General features: G+C 28.5%; 26 protein-coding genes and 5 tRNA genes. 7 read left to right on the plus strand and 24 right to left on the minus strand.

The genetic code is table 11. The annotated features are described in order from the left end of the window. Nucleotides 1-5 precede the first annotated feature (5 nt). A complete protein-coding gene (locus AC5LG6_RS01530) occupies nt 6-1,826 on the plus strand; it encodes a biotin/lipoyl-containing protein (RefSeq protein WP_498585510.1) in 1,821 nt (606 codons plus the stop codon). A 122-nt stretch (nt 1,827-1,948) separates the two neighbouring features. After that, nucleotides 1,949-2,074: a hypothetical protein gene (locus AC5LG6_RS01535; RefSeq protein ID WP_258315306.1), complete on the plus strand. Its 126-nt coding sequence runs from the start codon at nt 1,949-1,951 to the stop codon at nt 2,072-2,074. Nucleotides 2,075-2,122: 48 nt separating this feature from the next. Here AC5LG6_RS01535 and AC5LG6_RS01540 read toward each other — a convergent pair. From AC5LG6_RS01540 to AC5LG6_RS01615, 16 genes are all read right to left on the minus strand, one after another. Beyond that, nucleotides 2,123-2,199: transfer RNA gene (locus AC5LG6_RS01540), tRNA-Gly, on the minus strand. A 28-nt stretch (nt 2,200-2,227) separates the two neighbouring features. Further along, a tRNA-Leu gene (locus AC5LG6_RS01545) sits at nt 2,228-2,312 on the minus strand. Between the two features lie 41 nt (nt 2,313-2,353). Beyond that, a tRNA-Arg gene (locus AC5LG6_RS01550) sits at nt 2,354-2,430 on the minus strand. A gap of 15 nt (nt 2,431-2,445) precedes the next feature. After that, nucleotides 2,446-2,522: transfer RNA gene (locus tag AC5LG6_RS01555), tRNA-His, on the minus strand. Between the two features lie 19 nt (nt 2,523-2,541). Further along, nucleotides 2,542-2,619: transfer RNA gene (locus tag AC5LG6_RS01560), tRNA-Pro, on the minus strand. Nucleotides 2,620-2,728: 109 nt separating this feature from the next. Continuing rightward, on the minus strand, nt 2,729-3,508 hold the full coding sequence (locus AC5LG6_RS01565; RefSeq protein WP_066167235.1) for a thiazole synthase: 780 nt from the start codon (nt 3,506-3,508) through the stop codon (nt 2,729-2,731). Next, entirely contained in the window at nt 3,505-3,816 is a 312-nt protein-coding gene (gene cutA, locus AC5LG6_RS01570) for a divalent-cation tolerance protein CutA (protein ID WP_498585511.1), read from the minus strand. The genes AC5LG6_RS01565 and cutA overlap by 4 nt, the downstream gene beginning before the upstream one ends. Continuing rightward, nucleotides 3,813-5,198, minus strand: coding sequence for an NAD(P)H-hydrate dehydratase (locus AC5LG6_RS01575; protein ID WP_498585512.1), 1,386 nt, complete (start codon nt 5,196-5,198; stop codon nt 3,813-3,815). The genes cutA and AC5LG6_RS01575 overlap by 4 nt, the downstream gene beginning before the upstream one ends. 23 nt (nt 5,199-5,221) lie before the next feature. Next, nucleotides 5,222-5,578, minus strand: a complete 357-nt coding sequence (locus AC5LG6_RS01580; RefSeq protein WP_066218493.1) for a translation initiation factor — start codon at nt 5,576-5,578, stop codon at nt 5,222-5,224. Between the two features lies 1 nt (nt 5,579). Then, complete coding sequence (tsaD, locus tag AC5LG6_RS01585; RefSeq protein ID WP_066218496.1) at nt 5,580-6,575, minus strand: tRNA (adenosine(37)-N6)-threonylcarbamoyltransferase complex transferase subunit TsaD; 996 nt, start codon at nt 6,573-6,575, stop codon at nt 5,580-5,582. A gap of 6 nt (nt 6,576-6,581) precedes the next feature. Further along, nucleotides 6,582-7,139 carry an RBBP9/YdeN family alpha/beta hydrolase gene (locus AC5LG6_RS01590; RefSeq protein ID WP_498585513.1) on the minus strand — a complete coding sequence of 186 codons (558 nt, stop codon included), beginning with the start codon at nt 7,137-7,139 and terminating at the stop codon, nt 6,582-6,584. Beyond that, entirely contained in the window at nt 7,126-7,422 is a 297-nt protein-coding gene (locus AC5LG6_RS01595) for a hypothetical protein (RefSeq protein ID WP_105924854.1), read from the minus strand. Before AC5LG6_RS01595 ends, AC5LG6_RS01590 begins: the two co-directional genes overlap by 14 nt. Then, nucleotides 7,412-8,479 carry a 1-deoxy-D-xylulose-5-phosphate reductoisomerase gene (gene dxr / locus AC5LG6_RS01600; protein ID WP_141051218.1) on the minus strand — a complete coding sequence of 356 codons (1,068 nt, stop codon included), beginning with the start codon at nt 8,477-8,479 and terminating at the stop codon, nt 7,412-7,414. The genes AC5LG6_RS01595 and dxr overlap by 11 nt, the downstream gene beginning before the upstream one ends. Then, entirely contained in the window at nt 8,476-9,234 is a 759-nt protein-coding gene (locus AC5LG6_RS01605; RefSeq protein WP_066167256.1) for a phosphatidate cytidylyltransferase, read from the minus strand. The genes dxr and AC5LG6_RS01605 overlap by 4 nt, the downstream gene beginning before the upstream one ends. Nucleotides 9,235-9,350: 116 nt before the next feature. Next, nucleotides 9,351-10,127 (minus strand): complement resistance protein TraT, encoded by a 777-nt coding sequence (locus AC5LG6_RS01610; RefSeq protein ID WP_498585514.1) that lies wholly within the window; start codon nt 10,125-10,127, stop codon nt 9,351-9,353. A 57-nt stretch (nt 10,128-10,184) separates the two neighbouring features. Beyond that, nucleotides 10,185-11,513: an NFACT RNA binding domain-containing protein gene (locus AC5LG6_RS01615; RefSeq protein WP_498585515.1), complete on the minus strand. Its 1,329-nt coding sequence runs from the start codon at nt 11,511-11,513 to the stop codon at nt 10,185-10,187. Between the two features lie 93 nt (nt 11,514-11,606). Here AC5LG6_RS01615 and AC5LG6_RS01620 point away from each other — a divergent pair, with 93 nt between their 5' ends. Continuing rightward, a complete protein-coding gene (locus AC5LG6_RS01620; RefSeq protein WP_498585516.1) occupies nt 11,607-11,927 on the plus strand; it encodes a cytochrome C in 321 nt (106 codons plus the stop codon). 32 nt (nt 11,928-11,959) lie between these two features. Here the strand turns inward: AC5LG6_RS01620 and AC5LG6_RS01625 are convergent, their stop codons facing one another. Next, on the minus strand, nt 11,960-12,466 hold the full coding sequence (locus tag AC5LG6_RS01625) for a hypothetical protein (protein WP_260944334.1): 507 nt from the start codon (nt 12,464-12,466) through the stop codon (nt 11,960-11,962). 109 nt (nt 12,467-12,575) lie between these two features. Here AC5LG6_RS01625 and thrS point away from each other — a divergent pair, with 109 nt between their 5' ends. The 4 genes from thrS to rplT all read left to right on the plus strand — a co-directional run bounded on the left by thrS (nt 12,576) and on the right by rplT (nt 15,713). Then, on the plus strand, nt 12,576-14,384 hold the full coding sequence (thrS, locus tag AC5LG6_RS01630; RefSeq protein WP_081560474.1) for a threonine--tRNA ligase: 1,809 nt from the start codon (nt 12,576-12,578) through the stop codon (nt 14,382-14,384). Nucleotides 14,385-14,413: 29 nt separating this feature from the next. After that, the gene (gene infC / locus AC5LG6_RS01635) at nt 14,414-14,908 is read left to right on the plus strand and encodes a translation initiation factor IF-3 (RefSeq protein ID WP_186985316.1); all 495 of its coding nucleotides are present in this window, start codon (nt 14,414-14,416) and stop codon (nt 14,906-14,908) included. A 153-nt stretch (nt 14,909-15,061) separates the two neighbouring features. Next, on the plus strand, nt 15,062-15,259 hold the full coding sequence (gene rpmI, locus AC5LG6_RS01640; RefSeq protein ID WP_066157004.1) for a 50S ribosomal protein L35: 198 nt from the start codon (nt 15,062-15,064) through the stop codon (nt 15,257-15,259). Between the two features lie 97 nt (nt 15,260-15,356). Next, a complete protein-coding gene (rplT, locus tag AC5LG6_RS01645) occupies nt 15,357-15,713 on the plus strand; it encodes a 50S ribosomal protein L20 (RefSeq protein ID WP_066156999.1) in 357 nt (118 codons plus the stop codon). Nucleotides 15,714-15,789: 76 nt separating this feature from the next. Here rplT and AC5LG6_RS01650 read toward each other — a convergent pair whose 3' ends face one another. The 7 genes from AC5LG6_RS01650 to AC5LG6_RS01680 all read right to left on the minus strand — a co-directional run. Continuing rightward, nucleotides 15,790-16,971, minus strand: coding sequence for a rhodanese-like domain-containing protein (locus AC5LG6_RS01650; RefSeq protein ID WP_066218522.1), 1,182 nt, complete (start codon nt 16,969-16,971; stop codon nt 15,790-15,792). A 26-nt stretch (nt 16,972-16,997) separates the two neighbouring features. Further along, a complete protein-coding gene (locus AC5LG6_RS01655) occupies nt 16,998-18,467 on the minus strand; it encodes an NAD(P)/FAD-dependent oxidoreductase (RefSeq protein WP_498585517.1) in 1,470 nt (489 codons plus the stop codon). A gap of 96 nt (nt 18,468-18,563) precedes the next feature. Next, entirely contained in the window at nt 18,564-19,145 is a 582-nt protein-coding gene (gene mobA / locus AC5LG6_RS01660) for a molybdenum cofactor guanylyltransferase MobA (RefSeq protein WP_260934468.1), read from the minus strand. Nucleotides 19,146-19,147: 2 nt separating this feature from the next. Further along, entirely contained in the window at nt 19,148-20,428 is a 1,281-nt protein-coding gene (gene leuC, locus AC5LG6_RS01665) for a 3-isopropylmalate dehydratase large subunit (protein ID WP_498585518.1), read from the minus strand. 80 nt (nt 20,429-20,508) lie between these two features. Then, complete coding sequence (locus tag AC5LG6_RS01670) at nt 20,509-20,868, minus strand: ArsC/Spx/MgsR family protein (RefSeq protein ID WP_148570313.1); 360 nt, start codon at nt 20,866-20,868, stop codon at nt 20,509-20,511. 56 nt (nt 20,869-20,924) lie between these two features. Next, complete coding sequence (locus AC5LG6_RS01675; RefSeq protein ID WP_498585519.1) at nt 20,925-21,881, minus strand: hypothetical protein; 957 nt, start codon at nt 21,879-21,881, stop codon at nt 20,925-20,927. Between the two features lie 8 nt (nt 21,882-21,889). Continuing rightward, on the minus strand, nt 21,890-22,635 hold a 746-nt coding region (locus AC5LG6_RS01680), incomplete at its 5' end, for an MBOAT family O-acyltransferase (protein ID WP_498585520.1).

Raw genomic sequence — 22,635 nt, forward strand, 5'->3', positions numbered from 1 at the left:
AAAATATGTCAAAAAAATATATTGATATAATGGATACTACTTTCAGGGATGGATTTCAATCTGTTTTTGGAGGAAGAGTTTTAATGAATGACTTCTTTCCAGCTGTTGAAGCTGCAAAAGATGCTGGAATAACTCACTTTGAATTTGGTGGAGGAGCTAGATTTCAATCTTTATTCTTCTATCTAAATGAAAATGCATTTGATATGATGGATAAATTTAGAGCTATTGTTGGTCCAGATGCAAATCTTCAAACTCTTGCGCGTGGTATTAATACTGTTATGCTTGATACTGGAAGTAGAGAACTAATTGACCTTCATGCTAAAATGTTTGCAAAACATGGAACAACAACTATTAGAAATTTTGATGCATTAAATGATGTTCAAAATCTTGAATATAGTGCTCAATGTATAAAAAATCATGGATTAAAACATGAAGCTGTTGTAACACTTATGGATTTACCACCAAATTGTACAGGAGCTCACGATGTTCCTTTTTATGAAAAAACTCTAAGAAATATATTAGATAGTGGATTACCATTTGACTCTATTTGTTTTAAAGATGCAAGTGGTACAAGTAGTCCAAATAAAGTTTTTGAAACTATTAAAATGGCTAGAAAACTTTTAGGAGATTCTACTCATATTAGACTTCATACTCATGAAACTGCTGGAGTTTCAGTTGCTTGTTATTTGGCTGCTTTAGAAGCAGGTGCTGATGGTATTGATTTAGCTGCATCACCAGTTAGTGGTGGAACAAGCCAACCTGATATTCTTACAATGCTTCATGCAACTAAAGGTATGAACTATGATTTAGGTGGATTACAAATTGATAAAATTTTAAAATATGAGGAAGTTTTAGCTGATTGTTTAAAAGATTATTTCTTACCGCCAGAAGCTACTCAAGTTTCACCTCTTATACCATTTTCACCAATGCCAGGTGGTGCTTTAACAGCAAACACTCAAATGATGAGAGATAATGGAACTTTAAATAAATTCCCTGAAGTAATTAAAGCTATGCAAGAAGTAGTTGTAAAAGGTGGATTTGGTACAAGTGTAACTCCTGTATCTCAATTTTATTGGCAGCAAGCATATGCAAATGTTATGTTTGGTCCATGGAAACAAATAGCTCCAGGTTATGGAAGAATGGTTCTAGGATACTTTGGTAAAACTCCAGTTGAAGCTGACCCAGAAATAATTAAATTAGCAAGTGAAAAACTAAAGCTTGAACCAACAAAAAGAAATCCTTTGGATATAGCAGATGAAGATCCAAAGAAAAAAATAGATGTTTGGAGACAAAGATTAGAGATAGAAGGTATAGAAGCAACTGAAGAGAATATTTTTATTGCTGCTGCTTGTGATGAGAAAGGTATTGCATTTTTAAAAGGTAATGCACCTTTAAATGTAAGAAAAAATGAAAAAAAAGATGAATCTAAAAAAATAGGAGAAAATAAAATGTCAAACGGAAATTATACAGTTGTAGTAGATGGTCAAAGATTTAATGTATCAGTTTTTAAAGGAGATGTTCAAAATATTCAAGTTGCACAACCTGTTCAACAAGTAGTTCAACAAGCACCTGTTCAAGCAGCTCCAGTAGCAGCTTCAAAACCTGTTTACAATGGAACAGAAGCAATAGCTCCTGTAAATGGAAATGTATGGAAAATCCTTGTTAAAGAGGGTGATAGAGTTGAAAAAGATCAACAAATAATGATACTTGAAGCTATGAAAATGGAAATAGATGTTGTTGCTCCAGTTTCTGGAACAATAAGTAAAATTTTAACAGAACCTTCAAAAGCAGTTGAAGAGGGTCAAACTCTAGCAGTTATTTCTTAAATAAAAAGTGCTTATCTTTTACGATAAGCACATCTTTAAACTATAAATTTATTTTTATATACTTCAACTCTTCTTTTAATAATCCTTATTATAAAATATCAAAAAATATAAAAGAGAATCTAATGAAAATTTTTAAATATATAATTTTAATACTTCTTATAAACTTACTTTTTACTGGTTGTTTTCTTAGTACAAATATAAATAGTGGAGGATCAGTTGGTATGAGTGTTGGTGGAAATATTTTTTAAAAATAAAAAAGCCTTGCCTAAAAGATATCTCTTAGACAAAGCTTTTAATGGAGCGGGAGACGAGACTCGAACTCGCGACAGTCTGCTTGGAAGGCAGAAGCTCTAGCCAACTGAGCTACTCCCGCAAAACTATTAGTTTTTTGTTTGTATAAGTGGTGCGGATGAAGAGACTCGAACTCTTACACCGTGAGGCACCAGATCCTAAGTCTGGCGTGTATACCAATTTCACCACATCCGCATAAAATAAATTTTAAATTTAGTTGGTATTCTAAACCAAAATGGTACTCCCAGTACGATTCGAACGTACGGCCTACGCCTTAGAAGGGCGTTGCTCTATCCAGCTGAGCTATGGAAGCATAAAAATATAAAAATGGGGTAGATAATGGGGCTCGAACCCACGACCCTCGGAACCACAACCCGATGCTCTAACCGACTGAGCTATACCTACCATAAATTTTAAGTCCTAATGGTCGGGGCGAGAGGATTCGAACCTCCGGCCCCCTGGTCCCAAACCAGGTGCGCTAACCAGACTGCGCTACGCCCCGATAAACACCTTTTAACTCAAAAAGTGGACGGAATTATATTATATATTTTTCCTTTTGTCAAGAGCTTTTCAAGAAAAATTGTAAAAAATACAAAATTTCTTGAAATTGTCTAAAATTGTATTAAACCATCCAAAGGAGAAGATGCACTTGCATAAGGTTTTTTCTCTATTCTTCCAGCTTTATACCCTAATCTTCCAGCTATAACTGCATGTTTCATAGCTATTGCCATTGAGATTGGATCTTTTGCTCCAGCTATTGCAGTATTTGTCAAAACTCCATCAGCACCAAGCTCCATACAAATAGCAGCATCACTAGCACATCCAACTCCAGCATCAACTATAACAGGAACTTTTACACTATCTTTTATAAATGCAATATTATATCTATTTTGAACACCTAAACCACTTCCAATTGGAGCAGCCAAAGGCATAATAGCATCAGCACCAGCATCTTCAAGTCTTTTTGCAACAATTAAATCATCACTTGTATATGCCATAACTGTAAAACCATCTTTTTTTAAGATTTCACAAGCTTTAATGGTTTCAATAACATCTGGATACAAAGTTTTACTAAAATCTCCAATAATCTCTAATTTAATTAAATCAATACCTGTAGCTTCTCTCATAAGTCTAAAAGTTGTCACCGTCTCTTGGGCATTTTTACATCCAGCACTATTTGGTAAAAACTTAATATTTGTATCTTTAAAATAATCTAAGAGATTTTCTTCATTTGGATTTGTAATATTTACTCTTCTTATTGCTACAGTTATTAACTCACTTCCACTTGCAAGTGTTGCTTCCTTAGTAGTTTGGAAATCTTTATATTTACCACTTCCAACTATTAATCTACTATTTAACTCATATTTTCCTATTTTTAAAATATCACTCATATTGTATTTTCCTTTATAAATTTTAAATAATCTTCACTAATATTTGAAGTATCTAATTCGATAATTTCTGGAGTATCATAACTATGAAGTTCTAATATTTTGCTTTTAACTTTAGAAAAAAGCTCTTTTTTTGTTTTTATACTTAAAAGTGTTTCTCTTTCACAACATAATTTACCATCCCAATTATAAAGAGATTCTATATCTTTTAACTGCACACAAGCAGCAAGCTTATCTTGAATCAAAATTTTAGCTATTTTTTTTGCTTCTTCTTCATTAGAAGTTGTAGTTTGAACTATAACTGCTTTCATAAAATTTTTATACCTTGAATTATATCTTGTGGACTCATAGAATAGTTATTATTTTTATATTTTTTTGCTGCTATTGTATGAGCTAAACTAGCATTTATTGCAGCTTCTAATGATGTATAACCTTGGGCTAATAAAGATACTATTAAACCTGATAAAACATCTCCACTGCCACCTTTACTTAATTTTGAACTTCCAAAAATATTTACATATATTTTATCATTTTTAGAAATAATCACATTTGCACCTTTTAATAAAAGTGTTACTTTAGGATATATTTTACAAAATTTTTCAACATATAAAAATCTATTATCTTGCAACTCTTCAATTGAAATATCAGCAATATTTGTTAGTTTTAAAAGAGATATAAACTCTTTTGGATGTGGAGTTAAAACTACATTTTCATCTAAATATTTAACTATTAGTGGATTATAAAAAATATCTGCATCTAAAACTTTTGGAATATTTAATTGTAAAATTTCTTCAAGCTTAAGAGATTCAATCTCTCCTAATCCCATACCCAAAGCTATTGCAGTACAATTATCACTTACACTTTTACTTTGCATTATGTGACAAGGTATATTCTTTTCATTTTGTGAAACTATTGTAACAAGCCCTGCTCCAAAAGCAAAAGAAGCTTGCGAAGCTATAATTGATGCACCTATTTTTTCTCCCGACACAATATTTACATGACCAAATGTTCCTTTATGAGAATTTTTAATATCTCTTAGAGGAAGTTTTAAATCTGATTTTTGTAATAAATATTTGTTTGTTTCTATTTGAAAAATATCTTCTGGTAAGCCTAAATTAGCAACTTTTATTTTTCCTACAAAATCTTTTGCAATATCAGTTAAAAGTGCTGTTTTTAAAGCCCCCATAGTTATTGTAATATCTGCTTTAAAAGCTGTTTGGGTAATTTGTCCTAAACTATTTATACCACTTGGAATATCACAAGCAATTTTAAATGAGTTCAAATTATTTAAACTATTTATTAAAGATACACTATCTTCATCAAGCTCTTTATTTAATCCTGTTCCAAATAAACAATCAACTACAATATCTGCTTGAAAAATTTGATTTACAAAATTTACATTTATTGATTTTGCTCTTTTTAGTTGTAATTTTCCAATCTCTGTTTTTGGTTCATTTACAATATATAAACTAACTTTAAATTTGTTTTGAAGCAATCTTCCTAAGGAAATACCATCTGCACCATTATTTCCACTTCCACAAACAATTAAAATAGAACTATTTTTTTTGAATTTTTTTGTTATATAATTTTTTAGACCTAAAGAAGCATTTTCCATCAAGATATCTTCTGTTAAGTGAAATTCTTCTATTGCTCTTTTATCCAAACTTCTTACTTCATCAAATATCTTTTTCACTGGAATACTCCTTTATTTAGTTGTTAGTTTTTAAATTTCCATCCATTATCAACCAAAATAACTCTTACTTTATCTTTTAAATCACCTTGAATTTCAATATATTCATCTTTTATTGAACCTCCACAAGCGAGTTTCGTCTTAAGTAATCTTAAAATATCTTTTATTTTTTCATCTTCTATTTGGAATTTTCCAATAATAGTAACTGGTTTTCCATTTCTTTTTTCAAGAGAAAAGACTAATTGATGTTGATTTTTTGGTAAAACAACTTTTGAAATTCTCTTTTCTACTTTTACTTTAGCTTTATCATCTTTTTGTGTATCAAAACTATTTCCTTCAAGTTTTGCACCAAGACCTAAAGACAATTTTTCTACTATACCCATTCTAGTAATCCTTTAATCTACTTTTTATATCTAAATCTTCTAGATTTATAAAATCATTTTGTTTATACTGCTCAACCGCAACTCTTCCTATCATAGCAGCATTGTCTGAACAATACATTAAATCACTTAAATGCAAAGTTGATTTATATTCCAAACAGATGTTTTCAAGCTCTTTTCTTAAATATAAATTTGCACTTGCACCTCCAACTATCGCAAAATTTTTGATAGTTTTTTGTTTAAAAAGTTTTTTTAACTTTTGCAAGATATGTTTTACCGCTGTTTTTTGAAAACAAGCACATATATCACTTATATCTTGCTCTTCTAAAGTGGTGCGTTCAAGTCTTTCTATTTCGAGTCTAACTGCATTTTTAAGTCCTGAATAACTAAACTCTATATTTGGACTTTGAGAAAGTGGAATTGGAAAAGAAAATCTATTTTCATCTCCATTTTTTGCATACTTTTCAACTATTGGACCACCAGGATAACCCAATTTTAACATTTTTGAAACTTTATCAAAACTCTCACCAAAACTATCATCTAATGTTTTTCCTAGAATTTTCATATCATTTAGACTATTTGCTTCAATTATTTGAGTATGACCTCCTGAAACAAGAAGAGTTGTCATAGGAAATATTGCATCTTTTTCTATAAAAAGTGAATAAATATGCCCTTTTAAATGGTTTACTGCAATTATTGGAATATTTAAAGCTATACTTATTGCCTTTGCCATAGAAACTCCCTCTGTAAGAGTAACACTAAGACCTGGTGCATTTGTAACAGCAACAGCTTTTAAATCTTTTAAATACTCTTTACACTCTTCAAGAATTTTTGGTAATGCTTCTATATGAAGCCTAGCAGCCAATTCAGGTACAACTCCACCATAAATACTATGCTCTATTTCTTGAGATATTTTTTTATGAAAAACTAGCTTTAAACTATCTATTTTTGTAATAGATATAGAGCTATCATCACAAGAACTTTCGATTGCTAGTATCATACTTTTTTACTCCTGCTTCTCACAAACTTCTTCTCTTTTTATCCAATCCAAAGCACAATCAAGTTTTCCAAATCCAGAAGCAGCATTTATATGTCCTGCATCTTCCATAATTTTCATACCAATATTTAATTTACTTTGCAAAGCTATAGCTTCTTCTAAACTCATATATGGATCATTTGTTGAAGCTGCCATTATAATCTCTTTTGCTTTTAGATTTTTTGACTCAGGATAAGGAAAAAAGCTCTTAGCATCTTCTAACACTTCGTTTCTTACAGGTGCAACTAACATTAATTTATCCAAATTAATATCTAGTTCATCACAAATATGAAACCATAAAATATTTGCCAAAGAGTGACAAACTACAATATCTGGTTTAAAATGATCTAATTCCACTTTTAAAAACTCTTTCCATACTTTTAAATCTGGGCTATTTTTATTTGGTAACTCAGGAAAAGATACTACAAAATCTTCTTTAATTAAATCCATTGCTAAATGTGCTTGCCAATGAGGATATGAGCTTCCATTAAGACCATGTAAAATTAAAACTCTTTTATTTTTCTTCATCTTTAATTCCATATTTATAAATTTCAAATTTTGCTCTTCTTAGATTATCTTCTATTTTTTCATCAAAATATTCAATAGTTATTTTATAATCTTTTTTAAAAACAAGAGCTACTAACTCTTTTTTAGTTTCTATTTTTTCATCACTTTTTGAGTGCTTTTTCCACTCTTCTAACTTATCTTCATATAGCTTTACAATATTTTTCTCAAACTTTACTCTTGAATATATTAGATATATTACTAAGATTAACAAAATTCCAAAAGGAATTAAAAGATCAAGAGTCAAAATATCTCCTTACCTCTTTATCTATTTCAAAAATATCTTCAATATTTGAAGCTTTTAAACTATTAAATCTATTTATAGCTTCTAAGCTTATCTTTGAAATATCCAAGAAACCTATTTTTCCACTTAAAAATTTTGAAACAGCAACTTCATTTGCTGCATTTAAAACAACACCTAAATCAAGATTATTTAGAATCTCATCTTTTAAAGACCAAATTGGATATCTACTATCTTCTATTTTTTTAAACTCTAAAGATGATATTTCAAGCAGATCAATAGGTTTTAGAATTTCACAATCGACTCTTCCTAAAATTGCATAAGATATTGGAAGTTGCATAGATGCATTTGCTATATGAGCTGTTGTACTTCCATCTTTGAAATTTATTAATGCATGAACCAAAGATTTTGGCTCAATAACAGCATCTAGTTTTTTTGTACCAAAGAGCCAAGCAGCTTCTATTAACTCAAACATTTTATTTGTCATAGTTGCGCTATCTATTGTTATTTTATTTCCCATTTTCCAATTTGGATGATTAAGAGCCTCTTTTATAGATACATTTTTCAAAGATTCAAGTGGATAATCTCTAAAAGAACCGCCACTTGCTGTGATTGTCATAGAATCTATTTTTTTATCTTGAAGTAAATACCAAAGACCAAAATGTTCACTATCAATAGCACTTAAATTTTTTTGGTCTATAAATTTTCCAGCAACAACTAATGACTCTTTATTTGCTAAAGCAATTTTTTTACCACACTCGATAGCTTTTAATGTTGGTTTTAATCCTAAAAAACCAACAAGAGCATTTACAACAGTTTTTGAAGAGCTATCTTCTATTGCTTCAAGTATAGCTTCTTCTCCAAAAAATACATTTTTGTGATTTACTTTTTTTATATCATCTTTAGAAGCAATTATCACTTTTTTTGGATTATGCTCTTTTATTTGAGAATTTAGTAAATCAATATTTCTTCCAGCTACTAAAACCTCAACATTTAGAGCAAATTTTTTCGCAATTTCTAGAGTATTTACTCCAATAGAACCTGTACTTCCAAGAAGTATCAAATAATTATCCTTAATAAAACTAACATAACTATCGCTCCAAATAAATACCCATCAACTCTATCTAAAACTCCACCATGTCCTGGTAAAATATTTCCACTATCTTTTACTCCAGCTTCTCTTTTTAGATAACTTTCATATAAATCTCCAAAAACTGAAGATAGTGATACAATAGCTGAAACTATAATAGCTCCTAAAATCCCAACTTCATTTATAGAAGTAAAAATACCCATAATTACAGCAAAAATCATACCACCTACAACACCCTCTAAAGTTTTATTTGGGCTTGTTTCACAAAATGGAGTTCTTCCAAAAGTTTTTCCAGCGAAATAAGCTCCTGTATCAGTTGCTGCAACTATTATTAGTAGCCAAAATAGTACCATTACTCCAAATTCACTATATAAAGAGATTAAAAAAACAAATGATGCAGTTGGATAAAGAAGAGGTAAAATCATCTTTTTATCAAGTTTTCTTTTATATGCTAATTGTGAAGCATAACCAATTGCTACTATGAATATTAAATCAACAGGCATAGGATAGAAATATACAGCTACCCAAAGTAATAAAACATAAATATATATGCTCTTATCTTCTAATCCATATAGCATTTTTGCTTCACGTACTGCAACCATAAGAACCACTCCAAACACTAACCAAAATAGAAAGTATGAATCTATATATGCAATAATTAAAAAAAGCACAAACAAAACAAGAGCTGTTTTTACTCTTGTTGATAAATTTCCAAGTATTTTAAACATAAAGCTTACCTTAAACTAAAATTACAATATTTTACTAAAATTTCGCTTTTAAATCGATTGTACTATTATATTTTGAGAGTTTAAAAATGCACTAAAATTTAGTGCATTTTAGTTTTTTAGAATAATCCTGAGATTTGATTTGAAATCTGTTTTTCTAAAATTGGTGTTGCTTCTTGTAAAGTTAAATTCATTTTTGTAGCTTCTGCTAACATTACTGTTTTATACTCTTTTCGATCTTCTTCGTAATATTGAGTTTTATCATTAGCAATATTTGAATTAATCTGTCCAGTAGCATTTGTATTTCGAACATCTCCACCAAAACTATTTACAAATCCTGATTTTTTACCATCTCTTACACTAGCTTGCCCAGCTACTGTTGAATTTTGTGTTAAAACAGAACCTTTTGTTCTCTCTTTTATTAATATATCAACTTGCATTTGATAAATTGTATCTTCTGTTGCTTTACCAATAAGTCCGCCAATTACAGCAGCTCCCAATCCAACTCCAATAGCTTGACCAGCTCCTCCATTATTATATGCAGAAACACCTGCTCCAACAGCTCCTGCTCCCAAAGCAGCTCCTGCTACATTATTTTCTTGTTTTTTATCACAATAAAGTACATTTACCATCAAAATATATGTAGCTTCATCTGGGTCATCAACAATTTTATAGCCTTTTGCTTGAAGTTCATTTGATAAACTTTGCTCAAGATTTATTGGCTGTCCGCTAGTATTTTTACTAGATATAAATACTGTTCTTAACTCTTTTTTAACTGGGTCAATAAATACACTTTGAGACATTCTTACATTAGTTTGTAGCTCTGTTGTTGCACATCCACTAAATAGTGTTGAAGCTAAAACAATACTTAGTGTTAAATTTCTAATTTTTTTCATTATATTCTCCTAAAAAATATTCAATGGCTTATTATATTTAAATTTTATTAACTATTATTAAACTTTAACAACAATAGTACTGTATGGATTATAAAGCACATTTGCTCCATGTTGAATTTTGACATTTCTTCTTTGTGTAAAATCAACTTCATATGTACCACCAAAATCTACACTAAACTTTGCACATAAACTTGCTGCTTTTTCTATAATATTTTGTGGTAAATCTTTTTTACTATTTTGTACAATCACATGGCAAGATGGTCTATCTTTTAGATGAAACCAAAAATCACTAGCTTTTGAATTTTCAAGCAAATATGTATTTTCTCGTTCATTAGCACCTAACATAATTTTAAAACCTTCAAAGAAAAAACTCTCACAGTTTTGCGCTTTTTTAGTTTTTATCTGATTTTTCTCTTTTTTTGGAGATAAAAATTCACACTCATCAATCGAACTTGCATTTTGAAGATTTATTCTTAATTTTTTTAAAAAATCCAATTTATCTTTTAAATTACTCTCTTCAATAGTTATATTAAAAGCTTTTTGCTTCAATTTTTTTGCTTTTTTAAATAAATCATTTGTAAAAATAGTTGGATTTTTCATATTTTCAAGCTCTACAGTTATTAATTTACCATTATAATCTTCAATTTTTAAATCTTTTTGATAAGCTTTGATAGTATGTAAATTTGCTAAAATAAGATTTGCCTTAGTGTATGTATCTTCTGACTCTTTTTCCAAATCCTCTTTTTTTGGTAAAGAGTGTAGAATTTTTTCTAATTTTTTAATATTTTTATCAATATTTGAAATTTTTTGTTTTTTAATATTTTCTAAATTCTCTTTAACTTGTTCATCATAAACTTGATATAAATAATCTTCAATATTCTCTATTTCGTACTCTTTTGGTACAAAATCTTTTTTGGGAATTTCTTCAAGTTTTGCTCCAACTTTCACAACTCTAAAAGATGAATATTCATCAATATGTCTTAAAGCTTCCAAAATAGTTCTATTTTCATCTAAAATTATAATATTTGTATATTTTCCAGTAAATTCGAGTTGCAAAATCAAATTCTCTTTTTTATAAGATGAACTTGAATTTACCTTTATGTTTATGATTTTATCATTGTTATAAATTTCAATACTCTCAATTTTTGAATTTGTAAACTTTTTTTGAAGCACCACATCAAAAGGAGCATTAAAATCTTTTTTTAATGATATTTGTTCTTTTGATTTAAATATCTTTGCATTTGATTTGTTTAAATCAAAGTATATGATATTTTTATTATTAAATTCAATTATAATTATATTGTTATCAACTCTTTTTATAAACTTTATATTTTGGGCATTCTCACTAAGATAATCAACAATTTTTTTTAAAATATTGTATTGCAATTTTACTCTTTTATTTATATTTTTTTCTAAATTTCAGACACTTTTTATATCTAAAGGTTATAATTGTAGCTAAATTTAATTTAGGAGAATAGTATGAAACTATTAAAGATATTAGCAGCTTCAACTTTAGCTTTGGCTATTGCATCAACTTCATCTTTTGCAGATGTTCAAAAAGGACAAAAAGCATTTATTAAATTCTTAAAAGAGCCTTGCGGGATGGATGGAGCAAAATTTGCTTTAAAACATACTCAAGAGGAGTGGAGAAAAATAAAAGCAGATGGAACAGCTGAAGCTGAGATTATAAAAATTTGTCCAAAAGTAAAAGCTGGAGATATAAAAGAGAGTCTGCTTGATCATGTTATGGATTTCTCTATAGAGTTTGCAAGTGATTCAGGAAATGTTCCTTCTTGCTAATTTTTAAGTTATAAAGATAGTTAAATCTATCTTTATAATGTTAATCTATCATATTTTGAAACTATTATTTCAGATAACTCTATCATTTTTATATTCATAATTTTATACTCAACATCACTCATTTTTATTAAAAACTTATCATAAATAAATGAATATGGATATAGTGTGAAAAAGATAAACTCTTTACTAGTTGACTCTTTATTTAACTCTTTAAACCAAAGAGCTAATATTGAAAAATATAGAAGTGATGGATTAAACTCTTCATTTTGTTTGAGGTTTTTTTCAAGCTCTTTTGATATAAAGTTATAACATTTTAAAATAGCTTTTACTCTAAAGTTCTTTTGATTATCTATATAATATTTTGGTTCATACAAAATATTTGAAAACTGTTTTAATATATCACTATTAATAGTTTCAAACTCATAATAAAGATCCAAATCAGATTTTGTTTTTGGCTTTACATCTTTGTATGTATTTATTAAGTCTCTACAAAAGAGTAACAATGCTTCTGTTTTTATTTTAGAAATATTTAGAATCATAGGTAAATTGTAACCAAATATTTCTAAAATAACTATATGATTTATATTGTTTAAGTTTTTTTAAGATAGAATAATTGCATTTTATAAGACTTTGAAAAAAAGGAAAATATTGGAACAAATTGGTTTATTACATGATGGTCAAATTTATGACCTTCAGACTGCTGAAGCTTTAAATATCAAAGGAGATATTATAAAAGCTGACGACTCAAAAGAGTCTCTAGAGATTTTAAGACACTCTTGCGCTCATATGATGGCTCAAGCTATCAAAGAACTTTATCCTGAAGCAAAATTCTTTGTTGGACCTGTTGTAAAAGAAGGTTTTTATTATGACTTTAAAGTAGAAAGTAAAATTTCAGATGAAGATTTACCAACTATTGAAAAGAAAATGAAAGAAATAGCAGATAGAAAACTACCTATTACTAGACATGAGACTACAAAAGAAGAGTTTTATGAGAAATTCAAAAATGATGAGTTAAAACAAGCTGTTCTTAAAAATATAAAAGATGATACTTTAACAATCTACAAACAAGGTGATTTTGAAGATTTATGTAGAGGTCCTCACTTACCAAATACAAGAATGATAAGAAGTTTTAAACTTACACGAGTTGCAGGTGCATATCTTGGTGGTGATGAAAAGAATGAGATGATTACTAGAATTTATGGTATTGCATTTTTTGATAAGCAAGCATTATTTGATTATACAAAAATGATTGAAGAGGCTAAAAAAAGAGACCACAGAAAGCTAGGAACTGAACTTGAACTATTCACATTTAATGATGATGTTGGAGCTGGTCTTCCTATGTGGTTACCAAATGGAGCAAGACTAAGAAGTAAGTTAGAACATCTTTTATATAAAGCTCACAGAGTTAGAGGTTATGAACCAGTTCGAGGACCTGAGATATTAAAATCAGAAATGTGGAAAATCTCAGGACATTATGCAAACTATAAAGAGAATATGTATTTTACTACTATTGATGATCAAGAGTATGGAATTAAACCAATGAACTGTGTTGGGCATATTCAAATATTTAAAAATAGTTTAGTTTCATATAAAGATTTACCAAAAAAACTTTTTGAATATGGAGTTGTACATAGACACGAAATGAGTGGAGCTATGCATGGATTATTCAGAGTAAGAGAGTTTACACAAGATGATTCACATATCTTTTGTACACAAGATCAAATAAAAGATGTAATTTTTGAAGTATTAGAGTTTGTTGATTCACTTCTTAAAATGTTTGATTTTAAATATGAAATTGAAGTTTCTACAAAACCTGAAAAAGCAATTGGTGATGATATTTTCTGGGAAAAAACAACTGCTGGAATTATGGATGCTTTAAATGAAAAAAATATAGAGTATGGAATTGATGAAGGTGGAGGAGCATTTTATGGTCCAAAAATCGACATTAAAATCCTAGATGCAATAGGTAGAAAATGGCAATGTGGTACTGTTCAAGTAGATATGAATTTGCCTTCAAGATTTAATGCTGAATTTATTAATGACAAAGGTGAAAAAGAACAACCAGTTATGATTCATAGAGCAATTTTAGGTTCATTTGAAAGATTCATTGGAATTTTAACTGAACACTGTGCTGGAGAATTTCCATTTGTTATTGCACCAACTCAAGTTATTTTTGTACCAATTGCTGATTCTCATGTTGAGTATGCAAAAGAGATACAAAGAGATTTAGTAGAGGATGGTATAGATTCTAAAATCTTTAATATGAACGAAAGTTTAAATAAAAGAATTAGAATGGCAGAAAAAGAGAGAGTTCCAATGATTGTTGTTATTGGAGATGAGGAAGTTGCTAATAAATCTATTGCTTTAAGAAATAGAAGAACTAGAGAGCAATCAAATTTAAGTAAGCAAGATTTTATTGACTTACTAAACAAAATAAACAAGGAGAGTAGAATTTGAGTAGAGATAATAAAAAATCAGATGTAATAATGAATGAGGATATTACTGCAAAAGAGTTAAGATGTACAAGCGATAGTGGAGAAAATTATGGGATTATCCCAACTGCACAAGCTCTTGCTCTTGCAGATGAAGCTGGACTTGATTTAGTTCTTATAGCTGCAGATGCTAATCCTCCTGTTGCAAAGATTATGGACTACAGTAAATTCAAATATCAACAAGAAAAAAAGAAAAAAGAAGCAAAGAAAAATCAAAAAATAGTTGTTGTTAAAGAGATCAAGCTATCTGTAAAAATTGCCGACAATGATATTAACTACAAAGTAAAACATGCAATTGAATTTTTAGAAGAAGGAAACCATGTAAAATTTAGGGTTTTTCTAAAAGGTAGAGAGATGGCAAATCCAGAAGCTGGTATTGAAGTTTTAAGAAGAGTTTGGGCTATGATTGAAAATATTGCAATTATGGACAAAGAACCAAAACTTGAAGGTAGATACGTAAATCTTCTTGTAACTCCTAAAAAAGATTAGTTATAACTAATCTTTTTTAAACTATCTTTATAAAATATTAGCTACTCTAGCTAATATTTTTTATATCTTTTAATCATTTATTAATATTTTTTTGAGTATAATCCAAAACTTTTTCAATATGAAAAATGCAAATTTATATGAAAGGATTTCTTTATGCCAAAAATGAAAAGCGTTAAAGGTGCTGTTAAAAGATTCAAAGTAAAGAAAAATGGAACTATCAAAAGAGGTTCTGCTTTTAGAAGCCACATTTTAACTAAAAAAACGCAAAAAAGAAAAAGAAATTTGAGAGGACCACAAACTGTACATAGTACAAACTTAAATGGTGTTCTTTCAACTTTATGTTTAGCGTAATTACTAAAATATAGTAATTTTGTCCCTCCATATTTATATGGATAAGTTCGGATAGATCCGACACCTTATTAAAAGTAACGGTAAAGAAAGGAAAAATATGCCAAGAGTAAAAACTGGTGTTGTAAGAAGAAGAAGACACAAAAAAGTATTAAAACTAGCTAGAGGATTCTTTGGTGGAAGAAGAAAACACTTTAGAAAAGCTAAAGAACAATTAGAAAGAAGTCTTGTATACGCATTTAGAGATAGAAGACAGAAAAAAAGAGATATTAGAAAACTATGGATTATCAGAATCAATGCAGCTTGTAGATTAAATGATATTAACTACTCAAGATTCATAAATGGTTTAAGATTATCAGGTATTGAACTTGATAGAAAAATCTTAGCAAATCTTGCTATGAATGACTCTGCTGCATTTGCATCTTTAGTAGTATCTGCTAAAGCAGCACTTAAATAATAAATTTGCATATAAAATAAAAAAGGGAAGGTTTAAAAACCTTCCCTTTTTTTATATCAAAAAATAGATAAGCCTTTTATTCTAAAGGCTCATTTACTTCAATTTTACAATTATTATCTTTACAATTTATATTTGCATCAAAATAGAAAATCTCGCTAACGTCAATACCATCTTTTTTAAGTTTCATCCAAGCTTCAATAGATCTAGCTCCTGCACTACAGTTAAAAATAATAGTTTTATTTTTAGGCAATTTTGAAACAATCTCTTTTGCTGAAAGCTTATCAGTTTCAATATTAATAGAACCCTTGATATTTCCCTTTTTAAACTCTTTTGCTGGTAATACATTTACAATTTGTATATATTCTGGAACTTTATTATCAATAATAAGAGCTTTTAACCACTCACCATCAATACTTCCTTCATCTTTTCCAAGTTTTGCACCATTTTTACTAAATTCTGGTTTTTGTTCTTTTTTTACTGCATCAACTTTTTTAGCTCCAGCTGTTGTTGGAAGAGATTGTTTTTTCCATTCAGGAAGACCTCCTGCATAAACAACAACATTTTTATAACCTAATTTATATAATTTATCTGCAACTATATTTGATTTTTCACACTCATAACCTGCACAAAAAACTACAATTTTTTCATCTTTATCTATAGGAAATCTTCCTACTAATTTATCAAAATTTGTATCAGGAATTGAAATACTTCCTAAAATAGTCTCTTGTAAATATTTAGCATTTGGTCTTGCATCTACTAGCAATGCACTATTATTTTCAAAATAAGCCTTAACTACTAATGTATCAACTTCTAAATAATCTTTTTTAGACCATTCAGGCTCACCAGCATTATAAACCTTAACATTCTTATGACCTTTTTTAATCAATAAATCTGCAACTATAGCACTTTTTGTACAAGCATAACCACCACAAAATACTATAATCTCTTTATCTTTTGAAATATCAGCTATTTGTTTATATCCCTCTTCAAAATCAGTATCTGCAATATTCAAACTTGAAGGAATAGTTCCTCTTTGATATTTAACTTGAGGTCTTGCATCTATTAAAATTGCTTCTACAGCTCCCCTATTTCCAACTCCAATCATTTTTTTAACATAATCGAAATCAACCTCTTTTAATTTATGCTTTTTCATAAGCTCTTTTACTTCACTTGAAGGTTCTTTTAAATCAACAACTTCTTCTGCATTTAATTGAAGAAACATCAAAACCATAGCGAAAATTGCTAATAACTTTTTCATTTTATACCCCTTTATTTAAATTTTAATTATGCTTTACCACTTAGCATTCCATGCATAGTCATAGGTTTTAACATATACACTTTCATTAACCACCAAATCCATCTCTCTTGTGTTGGGTCCAAAGGAAATGACGGAGTTGGTTTTGCCGTCCAGTCAAACTCTGCTAACATTACTTTTCCTATATCTGTAATAAGTGGACAAACTGTATATCCTCCAAAATACTCTTTTGGTTCTTTTCCTTCCATAACTGAAATCAAATTATCAACCAATACTTTATACTGTTTTCTTACAGTTCCACCTGTTTTTCCCATAGGAACAGCTGCTATATCTCCAAGAGCAAAAATATTGCTATATTTTACGTGTTGTAGTGTCTCTTTATTTACAGGAATCCATCCTTTATCTGAACCTATTTCAGACTTTCCAATCTCATCTGGTGCTTTTTGAGGTGGTGTTATATGTAAAAAGTCAAAAGGTACTTCAACTTTTTGATTTTTCTTTACAATTTCATGCTCTTCTAAATCTTTATCATATTCACCTTTTTCTTCCCAGTGTTTATTAAATATTGCTATTTTTTTTGAAATATCAACTCCAACTAAATTATGATTAAAATTCCACTTCATATCTCTTGCAATAAACTGTTTTTCAATTGCATCTGCATACTCTTTTACACTAAAAAGTTTATCGCTATTATCATAATATGTTAAATCAACATTTCCTCTAGCATTCGCTTCATTTAGTCTTGAATTTACCAAATACATAACTTTTTTTGGTGCTCCACCGCATTTTACAGCTGTATTTGGAGCTGTAAAAATAGCTTTTAATTTTTCACCTGATTTTGCTCTTTCTATAAATGTTTGAGTCTGTTTCCACATATCCTCTGCACTATCAATATTATAAACAGATGTTATTCCACTATTTCCAAAAACTTTTAAAATTTTAGATGCATCGCCATTTGTATATGCTTCTCCTATTTCCTCAAGACCTTTTATAGCACCAAAGTCTAAAACAACTCCAGCTGCAACTATCATAAAATCATAATCTAAAATATCTCCAGAAGCCAAAGTAACTCTATTTGCTTCAGGATTAAAATCTACTGCTTTATCCTTTATTAAAGTTACTCCCTTTGGTAAAAAATCTTTTGTTTCATAAACTAACTCATCTTTTGAAGAGTAAACTCCACTTGCCAACAAAGTAGTTCCAGCTTGATATGATACAGATTTTGGATTTGGCTCAATTACTGTAATATCAGGATCTGTTAAACTATTCGCTAATCTAGCTGCTGTTGAAATTCCAGCTAGACCTCCACCAATAATTAGTATTTTTCCTTTTGCTTCACTAGCTTTTGCAACAGTTGAAGCTTTAACCTCTGTTCCTCCAGCTAAAAAAGCAGCTCCACTAAGACCTGCAAGCTTAAAAGCATCTCTTCTTGAGATTCCAGCTTTTTTTAATTCGCTATTTACTACTTCTAATGCTTTTTTCATCTCATCATTTTTCATTAAAATTTCCTTTTGACAAAATATGAGATATATTATCTAAAAAATTATAATATTACTCTTACTTAAATAAGATATTATTTTAAAAAAGTTATTAGTTTAATTTATAATATTAAGAGCTTTTTCATACTCTTTTTTTTCATTTATATTCAAAAATTCATCTTCATCATCAAAATTTATAATTTGATATTTTGAATTTTTTACTAAATAGTTTATTTTATGAATATCATTTTTTATCATTTTTTCAATAGTTTCATTTAAATTATTTGAAAATACTCCACAAAGATTGTGAGTTCTTTGAGATGTTTGTGAAATTGTAATCTCAAAATTATTTGAATGGTTTATTAGTTTTTCTATTGTTTCTATTTTTACAAATGGTGTATCAACTGTTATTATAAAAACTTTATCAAATTTTTCAAGTATTGTTTGCAGAGCTAGAATTGGAGAGTAGATATCTTGATTTTTATCTAAAATTAGTTTTGATTTATCTTTTAAAAAATCAAATTTATCATTTTTTGAAGAGATATAGATATCTTTAAAATATGGCTTTAATCTATTAAATTGGAACTCTATTAAAGAGTTTGAAGAAGAAAATGGAAGAAGAGATTTATCTTCCCCCATACGAGAGCTTTTCCCTCCACTTAAAATAACACAAGGTATTTCAAATGGATTTATATTCATAATTATAAACTTCTTGGGTCTGTAATATATCCAGAAATTGCACTTGCAGCTGCAACAGCACTATTTGCTAAATATATTTTTGAACTTCTACTTCCCATTCTTCCAACAAAGTTTCTATTTGTTGTAGAGATACAAACTTCACCATCTCCTAAAATTCCCATATATCCACCTAAACATGCACCACAAGTTGGATTTGAAACAACTGCTCCTGCATCAACTAAAGTATCAATATATCCTAATTTTGTTGCATCTCTTAGAATTTTTTGAGTACCAGGTGTTAAAATAAGTCTTACGTGACGTGCAACTTTTTTACCTTTTAAGATTTCAGCAGCAACCTTAAAATCACTTAATCTTCCATTTGTACAGCTTCCAATAAATACTTGATCAACTCTTATATTATCACTAACTGCTTGTGAAACTGAGTGACCATTTGATGGTAAAAATGGATATGCAATTACAGGTTCAAGTTTTTCAACATCTATCTCTATTACTTGACAATAGTTTGCATCTTCATCGCTATAGTGGATTTTTGGCTCTGCTCTTAAGCCATTATTGTTTTTAGAAACTGTATCTAAAAACTCTTTTGTAATCTCATCATATGCAACAATTCCATTCTTTGCACCTGCTTCAATAGCCATATTACATAAAGAGAATCTATCATCCATACTTAAATATTTGATTGTATCACCTGTAAACTCTAAAGCTTTATATAAAGCTCCATCAACTCCTAAAATTCTAATAATTTCAAGTATTAAATCTTTTCCAGTTACATATTGTGAAGGTTTTCCTTTGAATACAACTTTAATTGACTCAGGAACTTTAAACCAGTTTCCTCCTGTAATCATTCCAAAAGAGATATCTGTGCTTCCCATACCTGTTGAGAAAGCGCCTAATGCACCATGAGTACATGTATGAGAATCAGCTCCAATAATAACATCACCTGGAATAACTAAACCTTTTTCAGGTAGAAGTGCATGCTCAATTCCCATATCTTTTTCATCAAAAAAGTTTTTAAGATTGTGTTTATAAGCAAAATCTCTTGAAATTTTTGCTTGGTTTGCACTTGCAATATCTTTTGCTGGAATAAAGTGGTCTAAAACTATTGCAAAACCATCTGGATTTGCAAGTTTCTCAAAGCCACCATCTTCGAAAGCTTTTATTGAAATTGGAGTTGTAATATCATTTCCAATTACCATATCAATTTTGCTTCTTACAATCTCTCCAGCAAAAACTTTTTTTCCTACATGCTCACTAAATATCTTTTCTGTTATTGTTTGACCCATTTTTTATCCTAACTATTCTTATTTTTCAAAATTTAGGTTAGATTATATCTAAAACTTTTTTAATATATTGTTTTAAATTTCTATATAAAACTATTTATAATATCCTCTATTCTAGCAGGTGGTCTTACTATAAAAGCCTTGTTTTCACCAACTAAAATTGGTCTTTGTATTAAAATTGGATTTAACAAAACTGCATCTATTAGCTTATCTTCCTCTTTTATATTTTCTAGTTTTAAATCTTTGTAAATCTCTTCACCTGTTCGCACCAAATCAAAAATAGAGATATTTAATTTTTTTAATAAATCTTCAATCTCAACTTTTGATGGTGGATTTAGTAGATAATCTCTTACTGATATTTCAAAACCATTTTGATCTAAAAAATCTTTTGCACTATTTGATTTTGAGCAAGAGATATTGTGCCATAACTCTAATTTTTGCATTTTAACTCCTAAAAATAAAGGTTTATTGTAGCTAAAAATGGTTTGGAAATTAGACTTTAGTCTAATATAGATTTATTTAAATCATTTAATAATATTTTTGTAAACTTTTTAGCTCCATTTATATTCAAATGTAATGCATCATAGAAATCTTCATTTTTGAATCTTTCATCAAAAGCATAAGATTTATAATTAATATTTATTTCATTACATAAATTTTCAAAAGAAGATTGCATTTGAATTTCAATATCAAAATAGTTAGTATTTTTAATAATATCTAAATGTTTTGGTGAAATTGGTGCTGTATATACATATAATTCTTTAACATTATTTTTAATATTTTTAAGTGATTTTTTAAGAATATTTATTTTTATTTCTTCATTCTTATAATTTTCATACCAAGAATTTATTTTTACATCTCTTATTGTATAGTTATTGTAATCAAATTTTTCATCAATACCATTAAAACCATTTGTATCTACAAAATCTTTATTAGATGTTTTATTAATATTTAATAATTTTTTTGAATACCAGAATATATTACTTCTATAATACTTAAAAAGAGTTTCAGTATTGCTAGTTGAGAATATTGTTAGTTGTTCAATAAATGATAATTTAGAAATCATATTAAAAGAAAAATAACCTGGTTGTTTAGAATTATCATTTAATTGATTTTGACTTATACTTATTATTAGTGTTGAATCTTTGAACTTTTCTGGATACTTATTTATTAAATCTTCTATCATCAAGGCATCTCCTGAACTAACAGCAATATTTACAATTTTATTAATATCAATATTTAATAAACTTGATGCAATTTTTGGATTTAATTGCCTTTCTGCTCTACTATCGCCTGCAAATATTAAAGTTGGTTCTAAATCTCTTATTAAATACTCTTTATTTTTGAGTGCATTATTATCAAATTTATCATGAAAAAAATAAATTGTTGAAAAAATTGTTACAATAAAAACAAACATTATCAAAAACAATTGTCGAACATATTCTTTAGCTTTCATTGTTTATCCTAAAAATTAAAATATAAAAATTCTGAATTCAATCCTATTAAAAAATAGTTTGAAATTAAAAATAGAAATATTGTGCAAAATAGATATAAATAGTTTGGTTTAAAACTATCTCTTTTTTCCATACTATTTTTAAAAGCTAAAACTAAAATAAATCCAGCAATAAACCATAAAGGCGTAAAATAATCTCCACCGATATTTGCAACAAATCCACCAAATTCAATTCCAAAGTCTTTTAAGAATGCTAATTTTGTAGCTAATGGATTTGGCAACACAACATTATCCAAACTAAACATACTTCCTAATACTTTCATCGCACTCTCAAAATCTTTTGCTCTAAAAAATATCCATGTTATATTTATAAAATTAAATGTAATAAACCAAGCTAAGATTTTATTCATCTTAAATCCTAAGCTTTGCCAGAATCTATGAATTGCAAGTGCTATACCATGCAATGCTCCCCAGATTATAAATGTCCATCCTGCTCCATGCCATAGTCCACCTATTAAAAATGTTGCCAATAGATTTGTATATGTTCTAAATTCACCTTTTCTATTTCCACCTAGAGGAATATAGATATAATCTCTTAAAAATCTAGAAAGTGTCATATGCCATCTTCTCCAGAAGTCTTGAATATTTAAAGCTTTATATGGAGAGTTAAAGTTAATTGGAAGTTTTATATTAAACATTAAAGAAATTCCAATAGCCATATCACAGTATCCACTAAAATCAAAGTATAGTTGGAAAG

The organism is Arcobacter thermotolerans, from assembly GCF_983172305.1.

What these genes read in the sequence shown, in the direction of transcription:
- AC5LG6_RS01625 (WP_260944334.1), bottom strand. Translation starts at nt 12,466, where the DNA reads ATGATTCTAAATATTTCTAAAATAAAAACAGAAGCATTGTTACTCTTT.
- AC5LG6_RS01590 (WP_498585513.1), bottom strand. Translation starts at nt 7,139, where the DNA reads ATGAAGAAAAATAAAAGAGTTTTAATTTTACATGGTCTTAATGGAAGC.
- mobA (WP_260934468.1), bottom strand. Translation starts at nt 19,145, where the DNA reads ATGAATATAAATCCATTTGAAATACCTTGTGTTATTTTAAGTGGAGGG.
- rplT (WP_066156999.1), top strand. Translation starts at nt 15,357, where the DNA reads ATGCCAAGAGTAAAAACTGGTGTTGTAAGAAGAAGAAGACACAAAAAA.
- rpmI (WP_066157004.1), top strand. Translation starts at nt 15,062, where the DNA reads ATGCCAAAAATGAAAAGCGTTAAAGGTGCTGTTAAAAGATTCAAAGTA.
- AC5LG6_RS01580 (WP_066218493.1), bottom strand. Translation starts at nt 5,578, where the DNA reads ATGGGTATAGTAGAAAAATTGTCTTTAGGTCTTGGTGCAAAACTTGAA.
- infC (WP_186985316.1), top strand. Translation starts at nt 14,414, where the DNA reads ATGAATGAGGATATTACTGCAAAAGAGTTAAGATGTACAAGCGATAGT.
- AC5LG6_RS01610 (WP_498585514.1), bottom strand. Translation starts at nt 10,127, where the DNA reads ATGAAAAAAATTAGAAATTTAACACTAAGTATTGTTTTAGCTTCAACA.
- AC5LG6_RS01620 (WP_498585516.1), top strand. Translation starts at nt 11,607, where the DNA reads ATGAAACTATTAAAGATATTAGCAGCTTCAACTTTAGCTTTGGCTATT.
- AC5LG6_RS01670 (WP_148570313.1), bottom strand. Translation starts at nt 20,868, where the DNA reads ATGCAAAAATTAGAGTTATGGCACAATATCTCTTGCTCAAAATCAAAT.
- AC5LG6_RS01655 (WP_498585517.1), bottom strand. Translation starts at nt 18,467, where the DNA reads ATGAAAAATGATGAGATGAAAAAAGCATTAGAAGTAGTAAATAGCGAA.
- tsaD (WP_066218496.1), bottom strand. Translation starts at nt 6,575, where the DNA reads ATGATACTAGCAATCGAAAGTTCTTGTGATGATAGCTCTATATCTATT.
- AC5LG6_RS01675 (WP_498585519.1), bottom strand. Translation starts at nt 21,881, where the DNA reads ATGAAAGCTAAAGAATATGTTCGACAATTGTTTTTGATAATGTTTGTT.
- cutA (WP_498585511.1), bottom strand. Translation starts at nt 3,816, where the DNA reads ATGAAAGCAGTTATAGTTCAAACTACAACTTCTAATGAAGAAGAAGCA.
- AC5LG6_RS01530 (WP_498585510.1), top strand. Translation starts at nt 6, where the DNA reads ATGTCAAAAAAATATATTGATATAATGGATACTACTTTCAGGGATGGA.
- leuC (WP_498585518.1), bottom strand. Translation starts at nt 20,428, where the DNA reads ATGGGTCAAACAATAACAGAAAAGATATTTAGTGAGCATGTAGGAAAA.
- AC5LG6_RS01535 (WP_258315306.1), top strand. Translation starts at nt 1,949, where the DNA reads ATGAAAATTTTTAAATATATAATTTTAATACTTCTTATAAACTTACTT.
- AC5LG6_RS01565 (WP_066167235.1), bottom strand. Translation starts at nt 3,508, where the DNA reads ATGAGTGATATTTTAAAAATAGGAAAATATGAGTTAAATAGTAGATTA.
- AC5LG6_RS01605 (WP_066167256.1), bottom strand. Translation starts at nt 9,234, where the DNA reads ATGTTTAAAATACTTGGAAATTTATCAACAAGAGTAAAAACAGCTCTT.
- AC5LG6_RS01650 (WP_066218522.1), bottom strand. Translation starts at nt 16,971, where the DNA reads ATGAAAAAGTTATTAGCAATTTTCGCTATGGTTTTGATGTTTCTTCAA.